The sequence below is a fragment of the Clostridium arbusti SL206 genome (assembly GCF_000246895.1).
Classification (GTDB): Bacteria; Bacillota; Clostridia; order Clostridiales; family Clostridiaceae; genus Clostridium_I; species Clostridium_I arbusti.
The window spans coordinates 1-18,500 of the sequence record NZ_BAEV01000081.1 but is presented as its reverse complement, the minus strand read 5'-3'; the positions used below and the strand labels follow the sequence as shown (position 1 = coordinate 18,500).

The 18,500-nt window shown below is 29.8% G+C and carries 16 protein-coding genes; 10 read left to right on the top strand and 6 right to left on the bottom strand.

Annotated elements, in window-relative coordinates; genetic code table 11:
- The first annotated feature begins 244 nt into the window (after window positions 1-244).
- Complete coding sequence (pepV, locus tag RH99_RS13535) at window positions 245-1,636, top strand: dipeptidase PepV (RefSeq protein WP_010239166.1); 1,392 nt, start codon at window positions 245-247, stop codon at window positions 1,634-1,636.
- Window positions 1,637-1,863: 227 nt separating this feature from the next.
- Here the strand turns inward: pepV and RH99_RS13530 are convergent, their stop codons facing one another.
- Complete coding sequence (locus RH99_RS13530; RefSeq protein ID WP_010239164.1) at window positions 1,864-2,793, bottom strand: FUSC family protein; 930 nt, start codon at window positions 2,791-2,793, stop codon at window positions 1,864-1,866.
- 528 nt (window positions 2,794-3,321) lie between these two features.
- Here RH99_RS13530 and RH99_RS13525 point away from each other — a divergent pair.
- Together RH99_RS13525 and bcaP are read left to right on the top strand one after the other, a co-directional pair.
- Window positions 3,322-4,170 carry a DegV family protein gene (locus RH99_RS13525; protein ID WP_010239161.1) on the top strand — a complete coding sequence of 283 codons (849 nt, stop codon included), beginning with the start codon at window positions 3,322-3,324 and terminating at the stop codon, window positions 4,168-4,170.
- 272 nt (window positions 4,171-4,442) lie between these two features.
- On the top strand, window positions 4,443-5,846 hold the full coding sequence (gene bcaP / locus RH99_RS13520; protein ID WP_010239159.1) for a branched-chain amino acid transporter BcaP: 1,404 nt from the start codon (window positions 4,443-4,445) through the stop codon (window positions 5,844-5,846).
- A gap of 53 nt (window positions 5,847-5,899) precedes the next feature.
- Here bcaP and panD read toward each other — a convergent pair whose 3' ends face one another.
- From panD to panB, 3 genes are all read right to left on the bottom strand, one after another.
- Window positions 5,900-6,289: an aspartate 1-decarboxylase gene (gene panD, locus RH99_RS13515; protein ID WP_010239157.1), complete on the bottom strand. Its 390-nt coding sequence runs from the start codon at window positions 6,287-6,289 to the stop codon at window positions 5,900-5,902.
- A 271-nt stretch (window positions 6,290-6,560) separates the two neighbouring features.
- The gene (gene panC / locus RH99_RS13510; protein ID WP_010239155.1) at window positions 6,561-7,409 is read right to left on the bottom strand and encodes a pantoate--beta-alanine ligase; all 849 of its coding nucleotides are present in this window, start codon (window positions 7,407-7,409) and stop codon (window positions 6,561-6,563) included.
- Window positions 7,410-7,498: 89 nt separating this feature from the next.
- On the bottom strand, window positions 7,499-8,326 hold the full coding sequence (gene panB / locus RH99_RS13505) for a 3-methyl-2-oxobutanoate hydroxymethyltransferase (RefSeq protein WP_010239153.1): 828 nt from the start codon (window positions 8,324-8,326) through the stop codon (window positions 7,499-7,501).
- A gap of 535 nt (window positions 8,327-8,861) precedes the next feature.
- Here panB and RH99_RS13500 point away from each other — a divergent pair.
- Both RH99_RS13500 and RH99_RS13495 read left to right on the top strand, forming a co-directional pair.
- Window positions 8,862-9,413 (top strand): manganese efflux pump MntP, encoded by a 552-nt coding sequence (locus RH99_RS13500; RefSeq protein ID WP_010239151.1) that lies wholly within the window; start codon window positions 8,862-8,864, stop codon window positions 9,411-9,413.
- 63 nt (window positions 9,414-9,476) lie between these two features.
- Window positions 9,477-9,911 carry a Fur family transcriptional regulator gene (locus RH99_RS13495; RefSeq protein ID WP_010239149.1) on the top strand — a complete coding sequence of 145 codons (435 nt, stop codon included), beginning with the start codon at window positions 9,477-9,479 and terminating at the stop codon, window positions 9,909-9,911.
- Between the two features lie 8 nt (window positions 9,912-9,919).
- Here RH99_RS13495 and RH99_RS13490 read toward each other — a convergent pair whose 3' ends face one another.
- Entirely contained in the window at window positions 9,920-10,279 is a 360-nt protein-coding gene (locus RH99_RS13490; RefSeq protein ID WP_010239147.1) for a hypothetical protein, read from the bottom strand.
- Window positions 10,280-10,731: 452 nt separating this feature from the next.
- Here RH99_RS13490 and RH99_RS13485 point away from each other — a divergent pair, with 452 nt between their 5' ends.
- From RH99_RS13485 to RH99_RS13470, 4 genes are all read left to right on the top strand, one after another.
- Window positions 10,732-11,130 (top strand): DUF6762 family protein, encoded by a 399-nt coding sequence (locus RH99_RS13485; protein ID WP_010239146.1) that lies wholly within the window; start codon window positions 10,732-10,734, stop codon window positions 11,128-11,130.
- 323 nt (window positions 11,131-11,453) lie between these two features.
- On the top strand, window positions 11,454-13,250 hold the full coding sequence (pepF, locus tag RH99_RS13480) for an oligoendopeptidase F (RefSeq protein WP_010239144.1): 1,797 nt from the start codon (window positions 11,454-11,456) through the stop codon (window positions 13,248-13,250).
- 304 nt (window positions 13,251-13,554) lie between these two features.
- Window positions 13,555-14,613, top strand: coding sequence for an HD-GYP domain-containing protein (locus RH99_RS13475; RefSeq protein ID WP_010239143.1), 1,059 nt, complete (start codon window positions 13,555-13,557; stop codon window positions 14,611-14,613).
- A gap of 40 nt (window positions 14,614-14,653) precedes the next feature.
- Window positions 14,654-15,625, top strand: coding sequence for a rhomboid family intramembrane serine protease (locus tag RH99_RS13470; protein WP_010239142.1), 972 nt, complete (start codon window positions 14,654-14,656; stop codon window positions 15,623-15,625).
- 43 nt (window positions 15,626-15,668) lie between these two features.
- Here RH99_RS13470 and RH99_RS13465 read toward each other — a convergent pair whose 3' ends face one another.
- A complete protein-coding gene (locus tag RH99_RS13465) occupies window positions 15,669-17,408 on the bottom strand; it encodes an ATP-dependent metallopeptidase FtsH/Yme1/Tma family protein (protein ID WP_010239141.1) in 1,740 nt (579 codons plus the stop codon).
- Between the two features lie 383 nt (window positions 17,409-17,791).
- Between RH99_RS13465 and RH99_RS13460 the strand changes: the two genes are divergently transcribed.
- Window positions 17,792-18,346: a rubrerythrin family protein gene (locus RH99_RS13460; RefSeq protein WP_010239140.1), complete on the top strand. Its 555-nt coding sequence runs from the start codon at window positions 17,792-17,794 to the stop codon at window positions 18,344-18,346.
- The last annotated feature ends 154 nt before the right edge of the window (window positions 18,347-18,500 follow it).

Sequence of the window (18,500 nt, the reverse complement as noted above, 5' to 3'; positions counted from 1 at the left end):
AAGGTTAGGCACATTCAAATAAATAACTAGTCAGTATGCTAGTCTATTTTGAATCCCACCGCGTCAACAGAACCCTAAGATAGCTCACTATCTTAGGAACCTATTTCCTTGTTGGCTTCAAAATATACGTCGCATCTTTGACTTGTTATTTATTTTCATATGCCTTATTCATCTGAAATAAATAATAAGACAAAGATATTGTATAGTTATTTTTTACGATGTTTTAAATGTTAGGAGGAATTTTATGGATATTAATAATAAAGTGGATGCGCTTAGAGAGCAACTTATTGAAGCTGTTCAGAATGTTATAAAAGTAAAAAGTGTAGAAGGAAAATCAGAGGTTGGGATGCCTTTTGGAGAAGGACCAGCAAATGCACTTGAAACTGTCCTTGAAATTGCAAGGAATTTAGGCTTTAAAGTGGTTAATTTAGATAATTATGTAGGCTATGCAGAGTATGGTGATGGAGATGAATATATAGCAGCACTTGGTCATCTTGATGTAGTACCAGAAGGTGATGGATGGAAATATCCTCCTTATGATGCAGAAATACATGATGGTAAAATCTATGGGAGAGGAACTACAGATGATAAAGGACCTATTATGTCTACATTGTTTGCACTTAAGGCTATTGTAGATGCAAAATTACCTCTTTCTAAAAAGGTAAGAATAATATTTGGAACTAATGAAGAATCCGGAAGTAAAGAACTAAAATACTATTTAGACAGAGAAAAACCTCCAGTAGCTGGATTTACACCAGATGCAGAGTATCCAATTATAAACGGAGAAAAGGGAATAACTATATTTGACTTTGTTAAGGATTTAAAAGTAAAACCACAGGGAGATATTACTATAAAGTATATTAAAGGTGGTCAAAAGGCAAATATGGTTCCGGATTACTGCGAAGCTGGAATTAAAGTGGATTTAAAAAGTAGTTTGATTGAAAATTGTGAGCAGTTTGCAGAAAGAACTGGATATAATTTAAAAACAGAAGAAAAAGATAATATGTTAATAGTAAAGTCCTATGGAGTTTCTGCACATGGAAGTTTACCTCACCTAGGTAAAAATGCTATTATGCAACTCTTTTCATTTTTAGGTGAATTAGATCTTGGAAGTTCAGATATAAGTAAGTTTATAAATTTCTTTAATAGATATGTGGGCTTTGAAGTAAATGGAGAATCCTTTGGAGTAGGACTTTCAGATGATATATCAGGCAAGCTTTCATTTAATTTAGGTGTAGCTGATATAAATGAAGATGAGGCTAGATTAACATTAAATCTAAGGTATCCTGTAACTAAATCCTATGAAGATCTTATGAATCCATTAAATGATAGAATTAATGGTACAGGAATAAGAGTTGAAAACATGCAACATCAAGGACCTCTTTATTTTAAAGAAGATCATCCATTGATTAAAACTCTTCAGAAGGTTTATAGGGAACAAACAGGGGATGAGCCAAAGTTATTGGCAATTGGTGGAGGAACTTACGCTAAAGAAATGCCCAATATAGTAGCCTTTGGGCCTATATTTCCAGGAAAACCTGATTTAGATCATCAGGCAAATGAATATATTGAAGTAGAAGATTTAATACTTAATGCTAAGATATATGCACATACTATTTATGAATTAGCAAAATAGACAATAAGATAAATACAAATTATTTATTTGAATGTGCCTTAATGATTTCAATAATTGATATAAAAATAAGAACCTATAGATATAGACTCTTTTGTTAGTGTCTATTCTATAGGTTACATTTTACTATGCATGGAAAGACAGATTTTTAGCTATTTTACTATTAAAAATAATTGCTTAAAAAAATAGTATGTTAAAGTATCATCCTAATTTTTTCTGAAAAAGAGAATCTATTTAGAACAGCTAGTCTTAATAATTTCTCTTTTAGTGATATTCATAGACAAAAGTGCTTTTAAACAATCAATTACTATAGACATATGGTAATTGTATACTATGTTTAAATTAGTATTTTTATAATTTTCATTTAAAATATCACGGTTGTATATTTGAAATAAACTTTCTTTATTTTTGTCATCTAAAAGTAAATTATCTTCAAGTGAATTTACTATGTTAATATGAGCAAATAATTTATCACAAATAGTTGAAATTTTAGTAACCTTATCAACTTGTAATAATTCTTTTTTATTTATTAAAAAGTCACTTTTATAGTTTTTAATATGACTTTTAAGACTTGACACTTGTTTATTAAGATGTTCAGTGTCAATATTTTTATTGCAGCAGAATCTTTCACCACAAAGTAGGATTATTTCATCTACAAGACTGTTACAGGTAACCAGTACTTTATCAAGGTATTTAGGAGGAAATATAAGATAATTAACTAATACCGCTATGCCTATACCTACAAAGGTATCTATAATTCTATTTACACTATAATTTACAGGACTTCTACCATTAAGATTAGTCATTATAGCTGAAAAGACTATGCAACCAATACTAGCTGATTTATTCCATTTTAAAAAGTTGGTTACAAATATTACTATCATTACACCTATGCCACAAAGAATAGGATTTCCAGGAGCTATTAATGCAAAAGTAAGACCAGTGGCGGCACCTACTAACGTACCAAGCATTCTGTTTCTTCCAGCATGAAATGAAGAAGTAACAGAACTCTGCATGGATATTACTGCAGCTATACAAGCATAGAATGGAATTTCTAAATTCAGCAATCTAGATACTATCACACATAAAAAGACGGAAATACCTGTTTTGATATTTCGCATTCCTACAAGATTTGTAAATCGATCTTTATTAATATTCATATTATCACCTTTTCGATATGCATTATAATAATGTTTTAATTACTTACTTATGGTACTTTGCACTTAGATATATCTGAACTATTGTTTATCTTAATATGATCTAGTTAAGTGTAAACAAATTACATTTTATTGTTTAGTGCAATTATTACATATAATATTATAAATTATTTGTAAAGTATAAACAATAAATAAATAGTAAATACATATTAAAGATATATATGTTATTTTTGGTTAAATTTTAAAATATTAGGTAAAAATATGAGTATTAGTATATAATTGATTATAGATATTAGCCATGTTAAAATAAATAACTAGTCAGTATACTAATATATTTTGAATCATACTACGTTAACAGAACCTTCTGATAGCACCACTATCATCAGAACCTGTTTCCTTGTATAATTCAAAATATACGTCGCATCTTTGACTTGTTATTTATTTTCATATGCCTTAAAGAAAAATGTGTAATTATAGATATACACTCATTAGTGATATAATATACTAAAGATGTTAAGAGGAGGAATTTACATGGAAAAAGTAGCATTAATAACTGATACTACAGCAGATTTACCCAATGAGATAATTAGTAAATACAATATAAATGTTTTGCCGTTTAGAATAATATATAAGGATAGAGAATATAGGGATAAAATAGAAATTACATCACAAAAGGTTTATGATGGGTTAAAAGAAGAGGTGCCTACCTCCTCTATGCCGAGTCTTCAAGATATGGAAGAAACCTATGATAAATTGGAAAGGGAAGGCTATACCCATGTTATAGGAATAACTCTGTCCAGTGGACTTTCAGGTATATATAATGGACTCACATTAGTAAGTAAAAATCATGAAAATATAAAGTCTTATATTTGTGATTCAAAGTCTATATCTTTAGGAGAAGGGGCACTGGTAGAAGAATGTGCAAAGCTTTTAGAGAGCGGAAAGAGTTTTCAAGAAACAGTAGAAGCTATACCATCTATACAAGATAGGATACATCTCTTCTTTGTAGTTGATACTTTAGAGTATCTTATTAAAGGTGGAAGAATAGGAAGAGTGGCTGGAACTATTGGAACTATACTAAAGCTTAAACCTATAATATCTACAGATAAGAATGGTAACTATTATACATATTGTAAAGTTAGGGGAAGAAAGCAATCTTTAAATAAAATGTATGAAATAGCAGAAGAAGTTTCAAAAAATAAAAAATGTAGAGCATTTATTGTCCATGGTGATGGAGAAGAAGATGCACTCAAATTAAAAGAAGTGGTGGAAAAGCTTCCTAATGTATCATCAGTTTATTACGGTGGATGTATTAGTCCTGTATCTGGAGTTCATAGTGGACCGGGACTTGTAGGAACTGTATATATAGAGGAGGAGTAATCAATTAACTCTTACTTAATGGGAGTTTATACTTCCACTAAGTTTAGATTAATTATCCATGGATAATTTTTTGTATAATGATATGAAAAGGATTTCTTAATAATCCAAAATAGGTTTAGAAAATTATTTTAATTACTTAGTAAATAAAATATTAATATTGTAAATCTTCCAATAAATTGATGAATTATTAAAAATAATGTTATAATTATTAAATAAATTATTAATTATATAATCATTTTATAATCATTATACAAAATAAGGGGGGATTTTTTATGAATAGTATTTTTAGAACTAAACCTATTGAAAGTTTGATTTCTGAGACAAAGGGAAAGGATTCCTTAAATAAAGCTTTGGGACCACTTGAACTTACAATGCTTGGAGTTGGAGCTATCATAGGAACTGGTATATTTGTTCTTACTGGTGTAGCAGCAGCAAATTATTCTGGACCAGCACTTATATTATCATTTATTGTTTCTGGGCTTGCCTGTACTTTTGCGGCTCTTTGTTATGCAGAATTTGCTGCTATAGTTCCAGTAGCAGGAAGTGCATATACTTATAGTTATGCAGCTCTTGGAGAGTTTTGGGCATGGATTATAGGATGGGATTTAATCCTTGAGTACATGGTTGCAATTGGAGCGGTAGCAGTTGGATGGTCGGCCTATGCTACTCATTTGTTTGAGGCGGTAGGAATTAATTTACCAAAGGTACTTACAAGTTCACCACTAGAAGGTGGAATTGTTAACTTGCCAGCAATACTAATAATTCTAGTTATAACATGTATTTTAATTATTGGAGTAAAGGAAAGTGCAAGAACAAATAATATAATAGTTGCAATAAAGCTAGTGGTTATTGTTTTATTTATAGTCTTAGCCGCTGGACATGTAAAGCCTTCTAATTGGCATCCATTTATGCCTTTTGGGTTTAAGGGAGTTCTTAGTGGTGCAGCAATTGTATTCTTTGCTTATATTGGATTTGATGCAGTTTCTACAGCAGCTGAAGAAGTTAAAAATCCTCAGAAGGATTTGCCAAAGGGAATTGTTATTTCACTTATAATTTGTACTTTATTGTACATAATTGTTTCAGCAATACTTACAGGTGTAGTTCCATATTTGGAATACAAGAATACAGCAGCGCCAGTTGCCTTTGCACTGCAGCAAATAGGAATTAACTGGGGGTCAGCTTTAGTTTCTGTAGGTGCTATTTGTGGTATAACTTCAGTTCTATTAGTTATGATGTTTGGTCAGACTAGAATATTCTTCGCTATGTCAAGAGATGGACTTTTACCTAAAGCATTTGGAGCAGTTCATCATAAATTTAAGACACCAGTTAAGAGTACCATACTAGTTGGAGTGATTACAATGATAATTGCAGGCTTTGTTCCAATAGGAGATTTAGCAGAACTAACTAACATAGGAACTCTTGCAGCATTTATAATAGTTTCTCTTGGAATCGTAGTATTAAGGTATAGGAGACCAGATATTAAGAGAGGGTTTAAATGTCCATTTGTTCCAGTTACACCTTTTATCTCTGTAATATTCTGTGCTGTATTAATTTTTATGCTTCCAATGGTAACTAAGATTAGATTTGTAGTTTGGTTTATATTGGGAGTCATTATATATTTTGCATACAGTAGAAAGCACAGTACAATGAATAATGAGGACAGTGAAACTGTTTAAAGTAAAAAAGTTTGTTTCAAAAGATAAATTTATCTTTTGAAACAAACTTTTTATTAAATTCCTTTAATTTCACCATGTCTTTCATAGGTGGTAACTTCTGAAATGGAATTGTCATCTTTTACAAAGACTACAATGGGCTTATGAAGATTTGCTTCCTTTTCATCCATTTCACAGTAAGTCATTAATATTACCTTATCTCCAGCTTGTGCATATCTAGCAGCAGCTCCATTAAGGCATATAATTCCGCTGTTTTCATCACCAGCAATAACATAAGTTTCAATTCTACTGCCATTATTTATATTTACTACTTGTATTTTTTCATATTCTATTATATTGGCTTCTTTCATTAATTTTCTATCTATTGTTATACTTCCTACATAATTGAGCTTTGCTTCTGTAACCGTTGCTCTATGTATTTTTGACTTTAGCATATTTAATTGCATAATTTTTTCCTCCTGTGGCAGTTAATTATATTAGGCATCTTCAAATAAATAACTAGTCAGTATACTAGTCTATTATGAATTATACTACGTTAACAGAACCTTCTGATAGCACCACTATCATCAGAACCTGTTTCCTTGTATAATTCAAAATATACGTCGCATCTTTCACTTGTTATTTATTTTCACATGCCTTATTAAATTTATTTTTAATAGATTGTCTATATTTTTACACAATGATAGTTTTAAAGTAGTAGTTAGTTATATATCTTTACTATTTAAAATTCCATGTAAAATTATCTATAAGTCTTGTTTTACCAATGTATATAGCAATTGCAACAAGTATGGACGAAGTTATTTCACAAACAGGTTTTAAATCTACACTGTCTACTATTTCTATATAATCAATTTTAGCTAAAGGCTCATTATCAATTTTTTCAGATATAACATGGGCCAATTTTGAAGCATATCTTTCGCCATTTTGTAGAGCATCTTTAGCTGAATTAAGACTTTTGTTTAAAACAGTAGCTGCTTTTCGTTCTTCATCTGAAAGATAGATATTTCTAGAACTTTTAGCTAACCCATCTTCTTCTCTAATAATAGGACAACCTACAATATCTATATCAAAATTTAAGTCGCTAACCATTCTCTTTATAACTGCAAGCTGTTGAGAATCTTTCTCACCAAAATAAGCTCTATCAGGAGTAACTATATTAAATAATTTTGAAACTACAGTGCATACCCCTCTAAAGTGAATAGGACGTTTAGCACCACAAAGGCCTTCTGTGATTTCATCTACTGTTACTGAAGTAACTGCATTATCAGAGTACATTTCAGAAACTTGTGGATTAAAAATTAAATCCGCACCGGCATTGTCACAAGTGATTTTATCCTTCTCAAGATCTCTTGGGTAGGAAGTAAGATCTTCATTTGGTCCAAATTGTATTGGATTTACAAATATACTTACCACCACTTTATCATTTTCAGCAGAAGCTTTTTTTATTAGACTTTTATGACCTTCATGTAGAAAGCCCATAGTAGGAACAAGTCCTATAGTATATCCGTTTCTTCTCCAGCTTTTTATTAGTTCTCTAGTTTCTTTTATACTTTGCACAGTCTCCATTTTTAATATCCTCTCCCAATAAACATTCAAAGAGATAACTAGTAAGTAGGTTAGTATATTTCTTTGAGCTGTTATTTATTTTTATAGATTTAATACAGCTTACTCAATACATTATCATTTATTTTAAAACTATGTTCTTCAGATGGGAATACACATTTCTTTACATCTTGGATATAGTTTTTAAAAGCATCAGTCATGGATTCACCTACATTAGCGTAGGTTTTTACAAATTTTGGTTTGAAGTCTGAAAACATATTAATCATGTCTTGATATACAAGAATCTGCCCATCACAGTATTTACCGGCACCAATACCGATAGTTGGTATTGAAACTGAATTAGTTATTATTTCTGCCAGTTTAGCAGGAATTCCCTCAAGTACTATGGAAAAGGCACCAGCTGCTTCTATAATTTTTGCATCTTCGATTATTTGCTTTGCCTTAGAATCTTCTTTCCCTTGAACTTTAAAGCCGCCAAATATGTTTACGGATTGAGGGGTAAGACCAATATGACCCATTACTGGAATTTGAGCTTTTACAATGGCTTTAATTTGATCATAGACTAAAGTACCACCTTCAAGTTTAACCGCCTCAGCACCGCCTTCTTGAATAAGTCTTCCAGCATTCTTAACTGCATCATATACAGAGGTTTGATAAGACATAAATGGCATATCACTGATTAATAATGCATTCTCAGTACCTCTTGCAACAGCTTTTGTATGGTGGAGCATATCCTCCATAGTTACACTTAAAGTATCTTTGTATCCTAAACATACCATTCCTAGAGAATCTCCTACTAAGATGCCATCTATACCAGAATTATCTATGATTTTTGCAGTGGAGTAATCATAAGCTGTCAGCAGTGCTAATTTTTCTCCCTTTTGTTTTGAAGATACAAATGTAGAAGAAGTATTTTTCATGTTTTTTCCCCCTAAAAATATTTTTATTGAGTTTTTATTGCAACTTAGAAAAATAACTAGTGTGCTTTTCTTTTATATGAAAATGTATGGTAGTTATTCAATTTATAAATGAGCAAGTATGCATACAGTATTCATAAATTAATTTTAAAAATAGAATAAGTTTTATAGGAAAAATCACACATAGTATCGGATAGGGTATCCTAAAATGAATATAAAGTGTCATGTGTGAAAAGACGGCAGAGGATAATGGGCCCTTTTGTGGGGCAAAATATTTAAAACACAATTTATTATTGTGCTGGAATTTATTCTCTTTTGCTGTCTCATTCAGATTGATATGAGCAGAAAGTTTTAGCTTGATAACACTTATGGTGCAGTTCTTTAAGGATACTACCCAAAGTAATTTTAACATATAAAGATTTCATATTCAATTTAAATAATTTAACAAAAAAATTTATACTAATATAAATGAAGAACAATAAATATAATTATAAGAAACTATTTATATTAGGTCTTAAAGGTAATAAGGGGGATTTTTATGGACATATATTCTTTATTCATAATAGCATTAGCTTTATCATTAGATGCTTTTGGAGTTGCCATAAGTATAGGTATTTGTAGATGCATGAAAAGAGGAAATAAGATTAAGTTTTGCTTTTCATTTGGATTTTTTCAATTTTTATTTTCATTATTAGGTTCATATTTGGGTCTTTTATTCAATACATATATTGCTTCTGTACCGAAAATTATAGGAGGAGTAATAATTTCGGTAGTGGGAGTGCTTATGATAAAGGATGGTTTTGAAAAAAAATCGGAAAATTTATTATTGAACCCTAAGATTTATATTATACTGGGGGCTTCTGTTAGTATAGATGCTTTAGTAATTGGGTTTACCGTATTTAATAATATATCAAATCATTCTGAGATATTTGCACAGACTCTATTTATTGGTTTTGTCAGTGGATGCATGTCATGCATAGGATTTATTATATCAAGATATTTGAGAAAAATAGAGGTGGTTACTAAGTATGCTAATTTTGTAGGAGGTATGATTCTTCTATTATTTGGATTGAAAATGATGTTTTTTTAGAGCTATACTTCATATATGGCAATATGTGTTATAATAAAAATAAAAATTATATAAGGTGATATCATGGACTATGAAGCTTTTCTTAGGAAAAGAAAAATTAAAGTGACTCGAGGTAGAATAGTTATTTTAAAGATTATAGAAAATTCATCACAGGCAATAAGTGCTGATAATATATATGAGCAGTGCAGGGAAAATGGGCATAATGTGGATTTATCCACAGTGTATAGAAGCTTAGATTTGTTTGAACAAAAAGATATCGTTGAGAAATTCAATTTGGGAGATGGAAAGTATAATTATAAATTAAAAAAACATAATCACAAACATGTAATTGAATGTAGCCTTTGTCATAAAGAAGTAGAGATAGATTGTCCTATGCTACCTGTAGAAGAAATTATTAAAAATAAAACTGGATTTGTACTCATAGAACATGAACTTAAAATGAAGGCAGTTTGTGAGGAGTGCATGAAAGCACTCCAAGGAAAAAATAATAAAAAATAGAATTTGGACTAATTGTTTTCTTCTAGATATTGAACATCTGATAGAGGATCTACTTTATTTACATGCCAAACTTCACTACTATTTTTTGACATCTTTAGTTTGTAGGATACTGTAGCATGAGGAGCCTTAGCTTGCATTCCTCTGACGTTTAATATAGCATCATTTGAATCAGAAAATACTAAATGGGAATAGTATACATTATATAATTTATAACTATTAAAAAAACCTGTAGTTAGATACTGTTTTGCTGCATAATTTATATCTTTGCTTTTATTTGAGTTAATGTTATGTTTTATTAGTATTGTGGTGACAATTATAATTATAGCAATAATTATGTATGCTTTTTTTGCTTTATGTTTTTTATTCATTGCAGGGACCTCCTTAAAATAAGTTTTCAACATAATTTATATATAAATGGAGTTATAATTAGATTTACATATTATGTAAATCTAATTATAATAAATATTCGCATATTTGTAAATTGTATATTTGTATTTATTTCAATATATGTTGCAATAAATTATATTCATTATAAAATTGTTAGTTTATTTAAAACTAATCTACTAACTATTATTAATATATAATTTTAACCTGACTAACTTGGTGTAAGTCTCCCACGCACTCTGTGAAAGCGATTCACACAAAATGGAAAAGAAGATTTTGGTTCTCTGCTTGCACTCTGTGAAAGCGATTCGCACCAAATTAAAATTTGGGCTCTCTGCTTTTCTTCAAGGGGGAGTTCAACGCCAAGTAAGCCATGCATTTGCAGTTCTAACTTATATAATAAAAATAAACTAAGCCAATTGAGAGGAATGATAATATGAATTTTTCATCTTTAGTTTTAATGGAAAAGGATAAAGATAATAAAGTTTTTACAAAGGAATTAGGTAGCTATAAAGTCAATGAGGGAGCAGAATACATAACAAAAATGTATTATGATGGTGAAAAGGTAAATGTATTCTTTGACACAAAAAAGGATGTAGAAGAATGGGAATATACGGCTATATTCGATTGTTTTGATTATGAAGCTTTTGCTGGAAAAGGATATATTATAGAAGATGTAGATGATGAATATAATCCTACTTGGGTAGTTAAATTTGATCTTATATCTGAACATGAAGATATGGAAGAAAAATTAGATGAACTTTGCAATATAATATCAGAAAAGATTTATGAGGTATTTCAAGCTATAGATGGTAAAAAAGAAAGCTATCAATAAATCTCAATTAGGCATGTGAAAATAAATAACAAGTCAAAGATGCGACGTATATTTTAAATTATACAAGGAAACAGGTTCTGATGATAGTGGTGCTATCAGAAGGTTCTGTTAACGTAGTATAATAATTCATAATAGACTAGTATACTGACTAGTTATTTATTTGAATATGCCTTAATGGGACATTGTACTCACATTAGACCTCATGAATTATCTAGTGATATGCTGATATTATTTATGTAAATTACATAGATTATAGCAAGCAAATAAAGATATCTAAAATAAATAACAAATAAAAGATGTCTAATAAAAAAGGGGAGAATTATATGGAAGAAATAAAACAAACTAAAACTAGGGATATGATTGATGAAAAATATAAATGGAAAATTGAAAAAGTATATAAGGATGTAGATACTTGGGAGGATGATTTTAGAAGAGTAAAAGAATTTGCTCCTAAAATTGCTTCTCTAGCTGGAAAACTAGGCAAGGGTGAAACGCTTCTTGAATTCTACAAGTTAGATGAAGAGGCTTCAAGAATACTGGAAAAATTATTTATTTATGCTCATCAAAGGTCTGATGAGGATACAACAAACACTACTTTTCAAACTTTAAAGAGTAAGATAGATGCATATCTTTCAGAATTTAAAAGTGCCGAAGCTTTTTTTGTTCCTGAGCTTTTATCTATTCCAGAGGAAACAATTAAAAATGAAATGGAAAGAGTCACTGAACTGAAACTTTATGACTTTGCTATAAAGGATATATTAAAGATGAAGCCTCATGTGCTTTCAAAAAGTGAGGAGGAACTTTTAGCTTCCGTTTCAGACTGTTTAGAATCACCAGGAAATATTTTTAGTATGCTTTCCAATGCAGATATGACTTTTCCTAAAATAAAGGATGAAGATGGAAAGGAAGCTGAACTTACAGAAGTAAAATATAGTAATTTCATAAAATCTAAAAATAGAGAAGTAAGAAAACAAGCTTTTACTACCTTATTTAACACTTATGGAAATTATAAAAATACTTTTGCACAAATACTTTCATCCTCAATAAAGAATTTTGTATTTCAATCAAAGACAAGACACTATAAGAATTCATTAGAATGCAGTCTTAAGCCAAATGACATTCCAGTAAGTGTTTATGATAATGTAGTTGAAACTGTAAATAAAAATTTAAAATCTTCTCTACACAGATATGTAGATGTAAAGAAAAAGTTGTTGAAGTTAGATGAAATACACATGTATGATTTATATGTACCAGTGGTGGATATGCCAAAAGAACATATAGAGTTTGAAAAAGCTGTGGAAATTGCAAAAGAAGGATTAAAGCCTCTTGGAAAAGAATATTTAGATATTTTTTCTGAGGGAGTAAAAGATGGTTGGATTGATGTATTTGAAAATAAGGGTAAAAGAGGAGGAGCTTATTCCTTTGGTTGCTATGACACTATGCCTTATGTACTACTTAATTATAATTATGAGATAAATGATGTATCAACTTTAGTACATGAAATGGGTCATTCAATACATTCTTATTATTCAAGAAAAACTCAGCCATTTGTATATGCTAGTTATACTTTGTTTTGCGCTGAAGTGGCATCTACAACTAATGAATGTCTACTTATAAATCATCTTATCAATACTGAAAAAAATGAAGATAAAAAATTATACCTTATAAATCAACAGCTAGAACAGATTAGAACTACTGTGTTCAGACAGGTGATGTTTGCTGAGTTTGAAAAGATAACTCATGAAAGTATAGAACAGGGTAATCCACTTTCAGGAGAAGATTTCTGCAAAATGTGGCATGACTTAAATGTAAAATACTTTGGACCTGATATGGTAGTGGATAAAGAAATAGATATGGAATGGGCAAGAATACCACATTTCTATAGTGATTTTTATGTATACCAATATGCAACAGGATATTCTGCTGCTAATTCATTTTGCAATATGATTTTAAAAGATGGGGAACCAGCCGTTAAAAAATATAAGGAGTTTTTGAAGAGTGGAGGTAGTGATTATCCAATAGAAATTCTCAAAAAGGGTGGAGTGGATATGGCTACACCTAAGCCTTTAGAAGATACTATAGATACATTTAATAAACTGCTTGATATGCTGGACAAATAAGATTTTTAAATGTTAAACAAAAGAATTGTATGAAAATAGTTTTTTATGGAGTTACTTTGTAATTAATTGAGAGATAAAAGGTTTAACACAAATTAATTTTAGTGTTAAACCTTATCTTTTTATAAAAGTTATTATAATTTATTAGATATTTTAACTTTTAATATATTAACTATAATATTTTTGTAAATTAAATTAAAAAAAATACGAAAATAATATTATAAGTATTAATGTGCAAAAATATTATAAAATTGATGCTAAAATTTTATATTCTTAAACTTTTTAGTATTATATTACGGGGTGCTTTATGAGATTAGAATTTATGGATAGAGTGAAAGAGGATGACATCCTTGGTAGAAATATATATACTAGTGATGGAAATATACTCTTAAGATCAGGAATAAAATTAAGTAGAGTGTACATAGAAAAGCTAAAGGAAATAGGAATTCTTTATATATATTTAGAGGATAGTAGATTAGAGGATGTGGAGGAAGAGGATAAACAATTGTTAGAATTAAAAAATCTAACTATGAAGAACATGTCTAAAATAATAAAAAATATATGCAGAAATAATAGAAGAGAATCCAAGGATTCTTTAAAAATAGCTGAAGATTTGATTAATTACATAATAGAAATTGGTGATGTGAATAAATTTTTATACAATATTCATACCTACGATAATTACACCTATGGACATTGCATTGATACTGGTATAATGGCCACATTTTTAGGTGAAAGTATGAATTTAAATAAAAATGAATTAAAGGAATTAGGAATAGGTGCTATACTTCATGACATTGGAAAGACAAAAATTTCAAACTCCATAATAAATAAAAATGGTAGTCTAACAGAGGAAGAATATGCTGAAATAAAAAAACATCCTATTTATGGAAAAGAAATTTTGGAAAAAGAGTTTCAAATTTCAGATAATTCTATCAAAGTTGTTACGCAGCATCACGAGAGAGTGGATGGTAAAGGATATCCTTATGGACTAAAGGGGAATGAAATATCTAAATTTGGAAAAATTATTTGTGTATGTGATGTTTATGATTCAGTGATGAGTGATAGATGTTATAGGGAAAGATTTACTCCTAACGATGCCTATGAACTTATTTTAGCTGGAAGTGGAACTCTATTTGATGATAAAATTGTAGAAAGCTTTAAAAACACATTTTCTGTATATCCTTTAGGTTCCTGTGTAAGATTATCTAATGGGGTAGAAGGATATGTAATAAAACAAAATTCAGGATTTCCAGATAAACCTACTATAAGGGTGCTATATGATACTGATACAAAAAAGCCTATACAATTTTACGAAATTGATTTGGTTAAGAGTTTAAATCTCGTTATAAAAAATGTAGTTTGATTTAATAGATTTGTTATAATATTAAGCAAAGGAGCGTGTTATGGATAAATATATAAGAAATTTAATTGAAAGATTGTGTGAGTATTATAATTATAGGATTACAGAGATAAACGGCAATGAGAAAGAGTTTTGGGGAGCTATAAAAACAGAAATTATTCCTAAAAAGTTATTTGTATTTTCAAGCTGGAAAGATTTAAATTCTATGAATGAAGCTGTAAAAAGTAATATAAAATTAGAAACTGATTATATCAATGTAATAAAAGTTATTGTTGTAAAAAATAATACAGATATATCCAATATAGTGAATAGTAACTTGGGGAATATTTTAGTTATTAATGCATCTACTAATCAAGTTTTGTATGCATCAAGGGAAAGTTCTGAGGAAGTAACAGAAATTGTAAATACTATAGGTTCTATTAATAATAACAGAGTACAGCATAATAAATATATTGTAACTTATGCAATAATAGCCATCAATATAGTTGTATATGTGATTTCTGCTATACTATCAAGTAATTTCTTTGATATAGATATAAGGGTTTTAGATTTTCTTGGAGCTAAAGACAATACATTAATAAATAGTGGAGAATACTACAGGTTGTTTACCTGTATGTTTTTACACAGTGGCATTGTGCATATAGCTTCTAATATGTATTCACTTTATAGTATAGGCGGACTAGTTGAAAGCATTTTTGGAAGGAAAAAATATATAATTATGTATTTGCTATCTGGATTAATAGCCTCTCTATTTAGTTATGTATTTAGTAGCGGTATATCTGTAGGTGCTTCAGGAGCAATTTTTGGAGTGCTAGGTGGCGTGTTAGTAATATCACATAAACTAAAGCATAGAATAGGCAAAGGACTTTTTAGAAACATAATTTTTGTAATAGCTATAAACCTATTCATATCCTTTACAATACCTAACATAGACATATCGGCCCATCTAGGAGGACTTATATCCGGAATAATAATATCCTGGTTTATATTTCCTAAGGAAATGGAACTAGAGTAAAAACTTAAAAAAAGATATGTGTATCCTAGATACACATATCTTTTTATTTTACTATCTCAAGGAGTTCGGCTTCATTGAGAGTTTCCTTATCCATAAGTTTTTCAGATAACTTGTTTAAAACATCCTTGTTTTCAAGAAGAACATTTTTTGTTTCTTCATAAAGAGAATTAATAATATTCTTACACTCTTTTACTATGTCGTTTCCTGGATTATAATTAATATTTGACAACTCAGATAGGTTCAAAAGGCCAAGAGTTTCACCCATACCGTATTGAGTTACCATATTTGTTACCAGTCGCGTACTTTCCTTAAAATCACTATAGGCACCAGTAGTTATAAAATCTTTACCGAAGATTACATCCTCAGCAGTTCTACCAGCTAGTAATACCATTAATTTTTTCATCATATAGTCTTTGTTTTGATATAGCTTGTCTTCAGGTATACTTAAAGTGTAACCACCAGCTCCCTTAGTACTTGGGATTATTGTAACCTTAGATACTTTTTCACCTGGAAGCATTTTTAAGGATACCAAAGCATGTCCAGCTTCGTGGAATGCAGTAATTGACTTATCCTTAGTGCTGATATTAGAACGGTCAATTTTTTCATAACCTGCAATGACAATAGAGTAGGCTTTGTCTATATGTTCATTTTCTATAAATTTACTGTCTGATTTACAAGCTATAATAGCTGCCTCGTTTACTAGATTTTCTAACTTAGCTCCAGAAAAATAAGAAGTTTTACGGGCTAAATCATCCATGTTAATTTTTCCAATTGGTTTATTTTTTAAGTGAAGTTTTAATATCTCTTTTCTAGCATTTAAATCTGGTAACACTATTTCTACATGTCTATCAAATCTTCCTGGTCTTAATAATGCTGAGTCAAGCATGTCCAGTCTATTAGTAGCAGCCATAACGATAATACCTTCTTTTTCATTAAAGCCAGACATTTCAGTTAATAAGGCATTAAGTGTTTGATCTCTTTCATCAGAACCACCAGCTTTGCCAGATTCTCTCTGCTTACCTATAGCATCTATCTCATCTATGAATATTACGGCTTTGCCATGAGATCTTGCCTTTTTAAATAATTGTCTAATTCTGCTAGCTCCAACTCCTACATATACCTGAATAAAATCTGATCCAGACATAGCATAAAAAGGTACCCCAGCTTCTCCAGCAACAGCCTTAGCTAGAAGGGTTTTACCCGTTCCAGGATCACCATAGAGTATTATACCCTTTGGCATTCTTGCTCCATAGGAACTATATTTTTCAGGGTTTCTTAGAAAGTCCACCACATCTTTTACACTTTCTTTAGCCTCTTCATTTCCAGCTACATTTTTAAAATTAAAACCTATATCCTCTACAGCATCAGCAGCAAGTGTATCAACAGAAAAAAGACTTTTAGAAGTAACATTACTTGATCGTATAACCATAACAATTATAGTAAGTATAGAAAGTGAAAGTACTGCTACAGGGGCAACGTCTCTATTGTAAGAAAAAGCTTCTTCAGAAACCTGGATACCTTTACTAAGCAAATCCTCTTTAAAATTATCTGTTCTTGGATTATCTGTTTTATATATAGTTCCATCTTTTAGTTTTACATCTATTTTAGGGGAATCTGTAAGAGATACTTTTGAAATATTGTGATTTGCTACATCCTTTTGAAAGTCTAGATACAATCTATCATTGACACTTCCACTGAGAATGTTAAAAACTATAACTAATATCAATGATATAACGGCTGTACTCATAGGTATTAGCAAATACTTATTCTTAAGTTTATTCATTAATATACCTCCTGGGGAGTAGATTAGTTTACGTTTTTGGTTTACATAATGTATTATACAGTATAATATTTAAAAGTCTAATGGAAATTTTTTTTATATAAGACATCTTGAATATGCCTTAGTCAGTATGCTAGTTTATTTTACATTTTTGACTTATTAGTTATTTTCAGATTCCTAATTCAAATTCTAATAATACATTTAATTAAGCTAAAAATAAAAATTAAAAAGAATAATATGGTATAATTAGGTATATTATTAAGCATTAAGTTTAATAATATATTATGAGAGATAGGCTATATTTAAAGAAATAATTAGTCAGTATGCTATTATACTTGACTTGTATTTATTTTCATGTGCCTAAATAATGAGAGGATGTGTTTATTATGGCATTAAGTAATGCAATGACTGCTGATTTTTTACGTTCAGCTTACGGTGGAGAAAGTATGGCTCATATGAGATACCTTATATGGGGAGACCAAGCAGAAAAAGATGGATATCCTAACATAGGAAGACTTTTTAGGGGAGTAGCTTACGCTGAATTCGTTCATGCAAAAAACCATTTTACTGTACTTAAAGAGCAGGTAGGGGATAGTTCCGTTGCTGCTGGAGCTGTATTTGGTAATACAAACATAGTTGAAAATCTTCAAGGGGCAATAAATGGAGAACTTCATGAAATTGATCAAATGTATCCTGTATACCTTAATACTGCACAATTTCAAAGTGAAAAAGATGCTGAAAGATCTTTCCACTTTGCATTAGAGGCAGAAAAGATTCATGCTAAATTATTTAAAGATGCACAGGATAAAGCTAAGGCAAAGACTGATATAGGATCTGAAAAAATTTATGTATGTCCAATTTGTGGTTACACTGAAATTGGAGATAATGTTGAGAAATGTCCAGTCTGCGGTGCGAAGAAGGATATATTTAAGAGCTTCTAGAAACTTTTGAATATGCCTTAACTATAAAATCCGTCTCACAATTCATATCTATGAATTGTGAGACGGATTTTTGGCTATTTTATTACTAAAAATAATTATTAAAATATTATTTTTAGTAATTAGATGAAGTCATTCTCAAATTTAATGAGTATTT

Coding starts and splice junctions, on each gene's coding strand:
- RH99_RS13530 (WP_010239164.1), bottom strand. CDS start 2,793: ATGAATATTAATAAAGATCGATTTACAAATCTTGTAGGAATGCGAAAT.
- panD (WP_010239157.1), bottom strand. CDS start 6,289: ATGCAATTAAATATGCTAAAGTCAAAAATACATAGAGCAACGGTTACA.
- RH99_RS13495 (WP_010239149.1), top strand. CDS start 9,477: ATGGACTATGAAGCTTTTCTTAGGAAAAGAAAAATTAAAGTGACTCGA.
- panB (WP_010239153.1), bottom strand. CDS start 8,326: ATGAAAAATACTTCTTCTACATTTGTATCTTCAAAACAAAAGGGAGAA.
- RH99_RS13475 (WP_010239143.1), top strand. CDS start 13,555: ATGAGATTAGAATTTATGGATAGAGTGAAAGAGGATGACATCCTTGGT.
- RH99_RS13500 (WP_010239151.1), top strand. CDS start 8,862: ATGGACATATATTCTTTATTCATAATAGCATTAGCTTTATCATTAGAT.
- pepV (WP_010239166.1), top strand. CDS start 245: ATGGATATTAATAATAAAGTGGATGCGCTTAGAGAGCAACTTATTGAA.
- RH99_RS13490 (WP_010239147.1), bottom strand. CDS start 10,279: ATGAATAAAAAACATAAAGCAAAAAAAGCATACATAATTATTGCTATA.
- bcaP (WP_010239159.1), top strand. CDS start 4,443: ATGAATAGTATTTTTAGAACTAAACCTATTGAAAGTTTGATTTCTGAG.
- RH99_RS13465 (WP_010239141.1), bottom strand. CDS start 17,408: ATGAATAAACTTAAGAATAAGTATTTGCTAATACCTATGAGTACAGCC.
- panC (WP_010239155.1), bottom strand. CDS start 7,409: ATGGAGACTGTGCAAAGTATAAAAGAAACTAGAGAACTAATAAAAAGC.
- RH99_RS13485 (WP_010239146.1), top strand. CDS start 10,732: ATGAATTTTTCATCTTTAGTTTTAATGGAAAAGGATAAAGATAATAAA.
- RH99_RS13460 (WP_010239140.1), top strand. CDS start 17,792: ATGGCATTAAGTAATGCAATGACTGCTGATTTTTTACGTTCAGCTTAC.
- pepF (WP_010239144.1), top strand. CDS start 11,454: ATGGAAGAAATAAAACAAACTAAAACTAGGGATATGATTGATGAAAAA.
- RH99_RS13470 (WP_010239142.1), top strand. CDS start 14,654: ATGGATAAATATATAAGAAATTTAATTGAAAGATTGTGTGAGTATTAT.
- RH99_RS13525 (WP_010239161.1), top strand. CDS start 3,322: ATGGAAAAAGTAGCATTAATAACTGATACTACAGCAGATTTACCCAAT.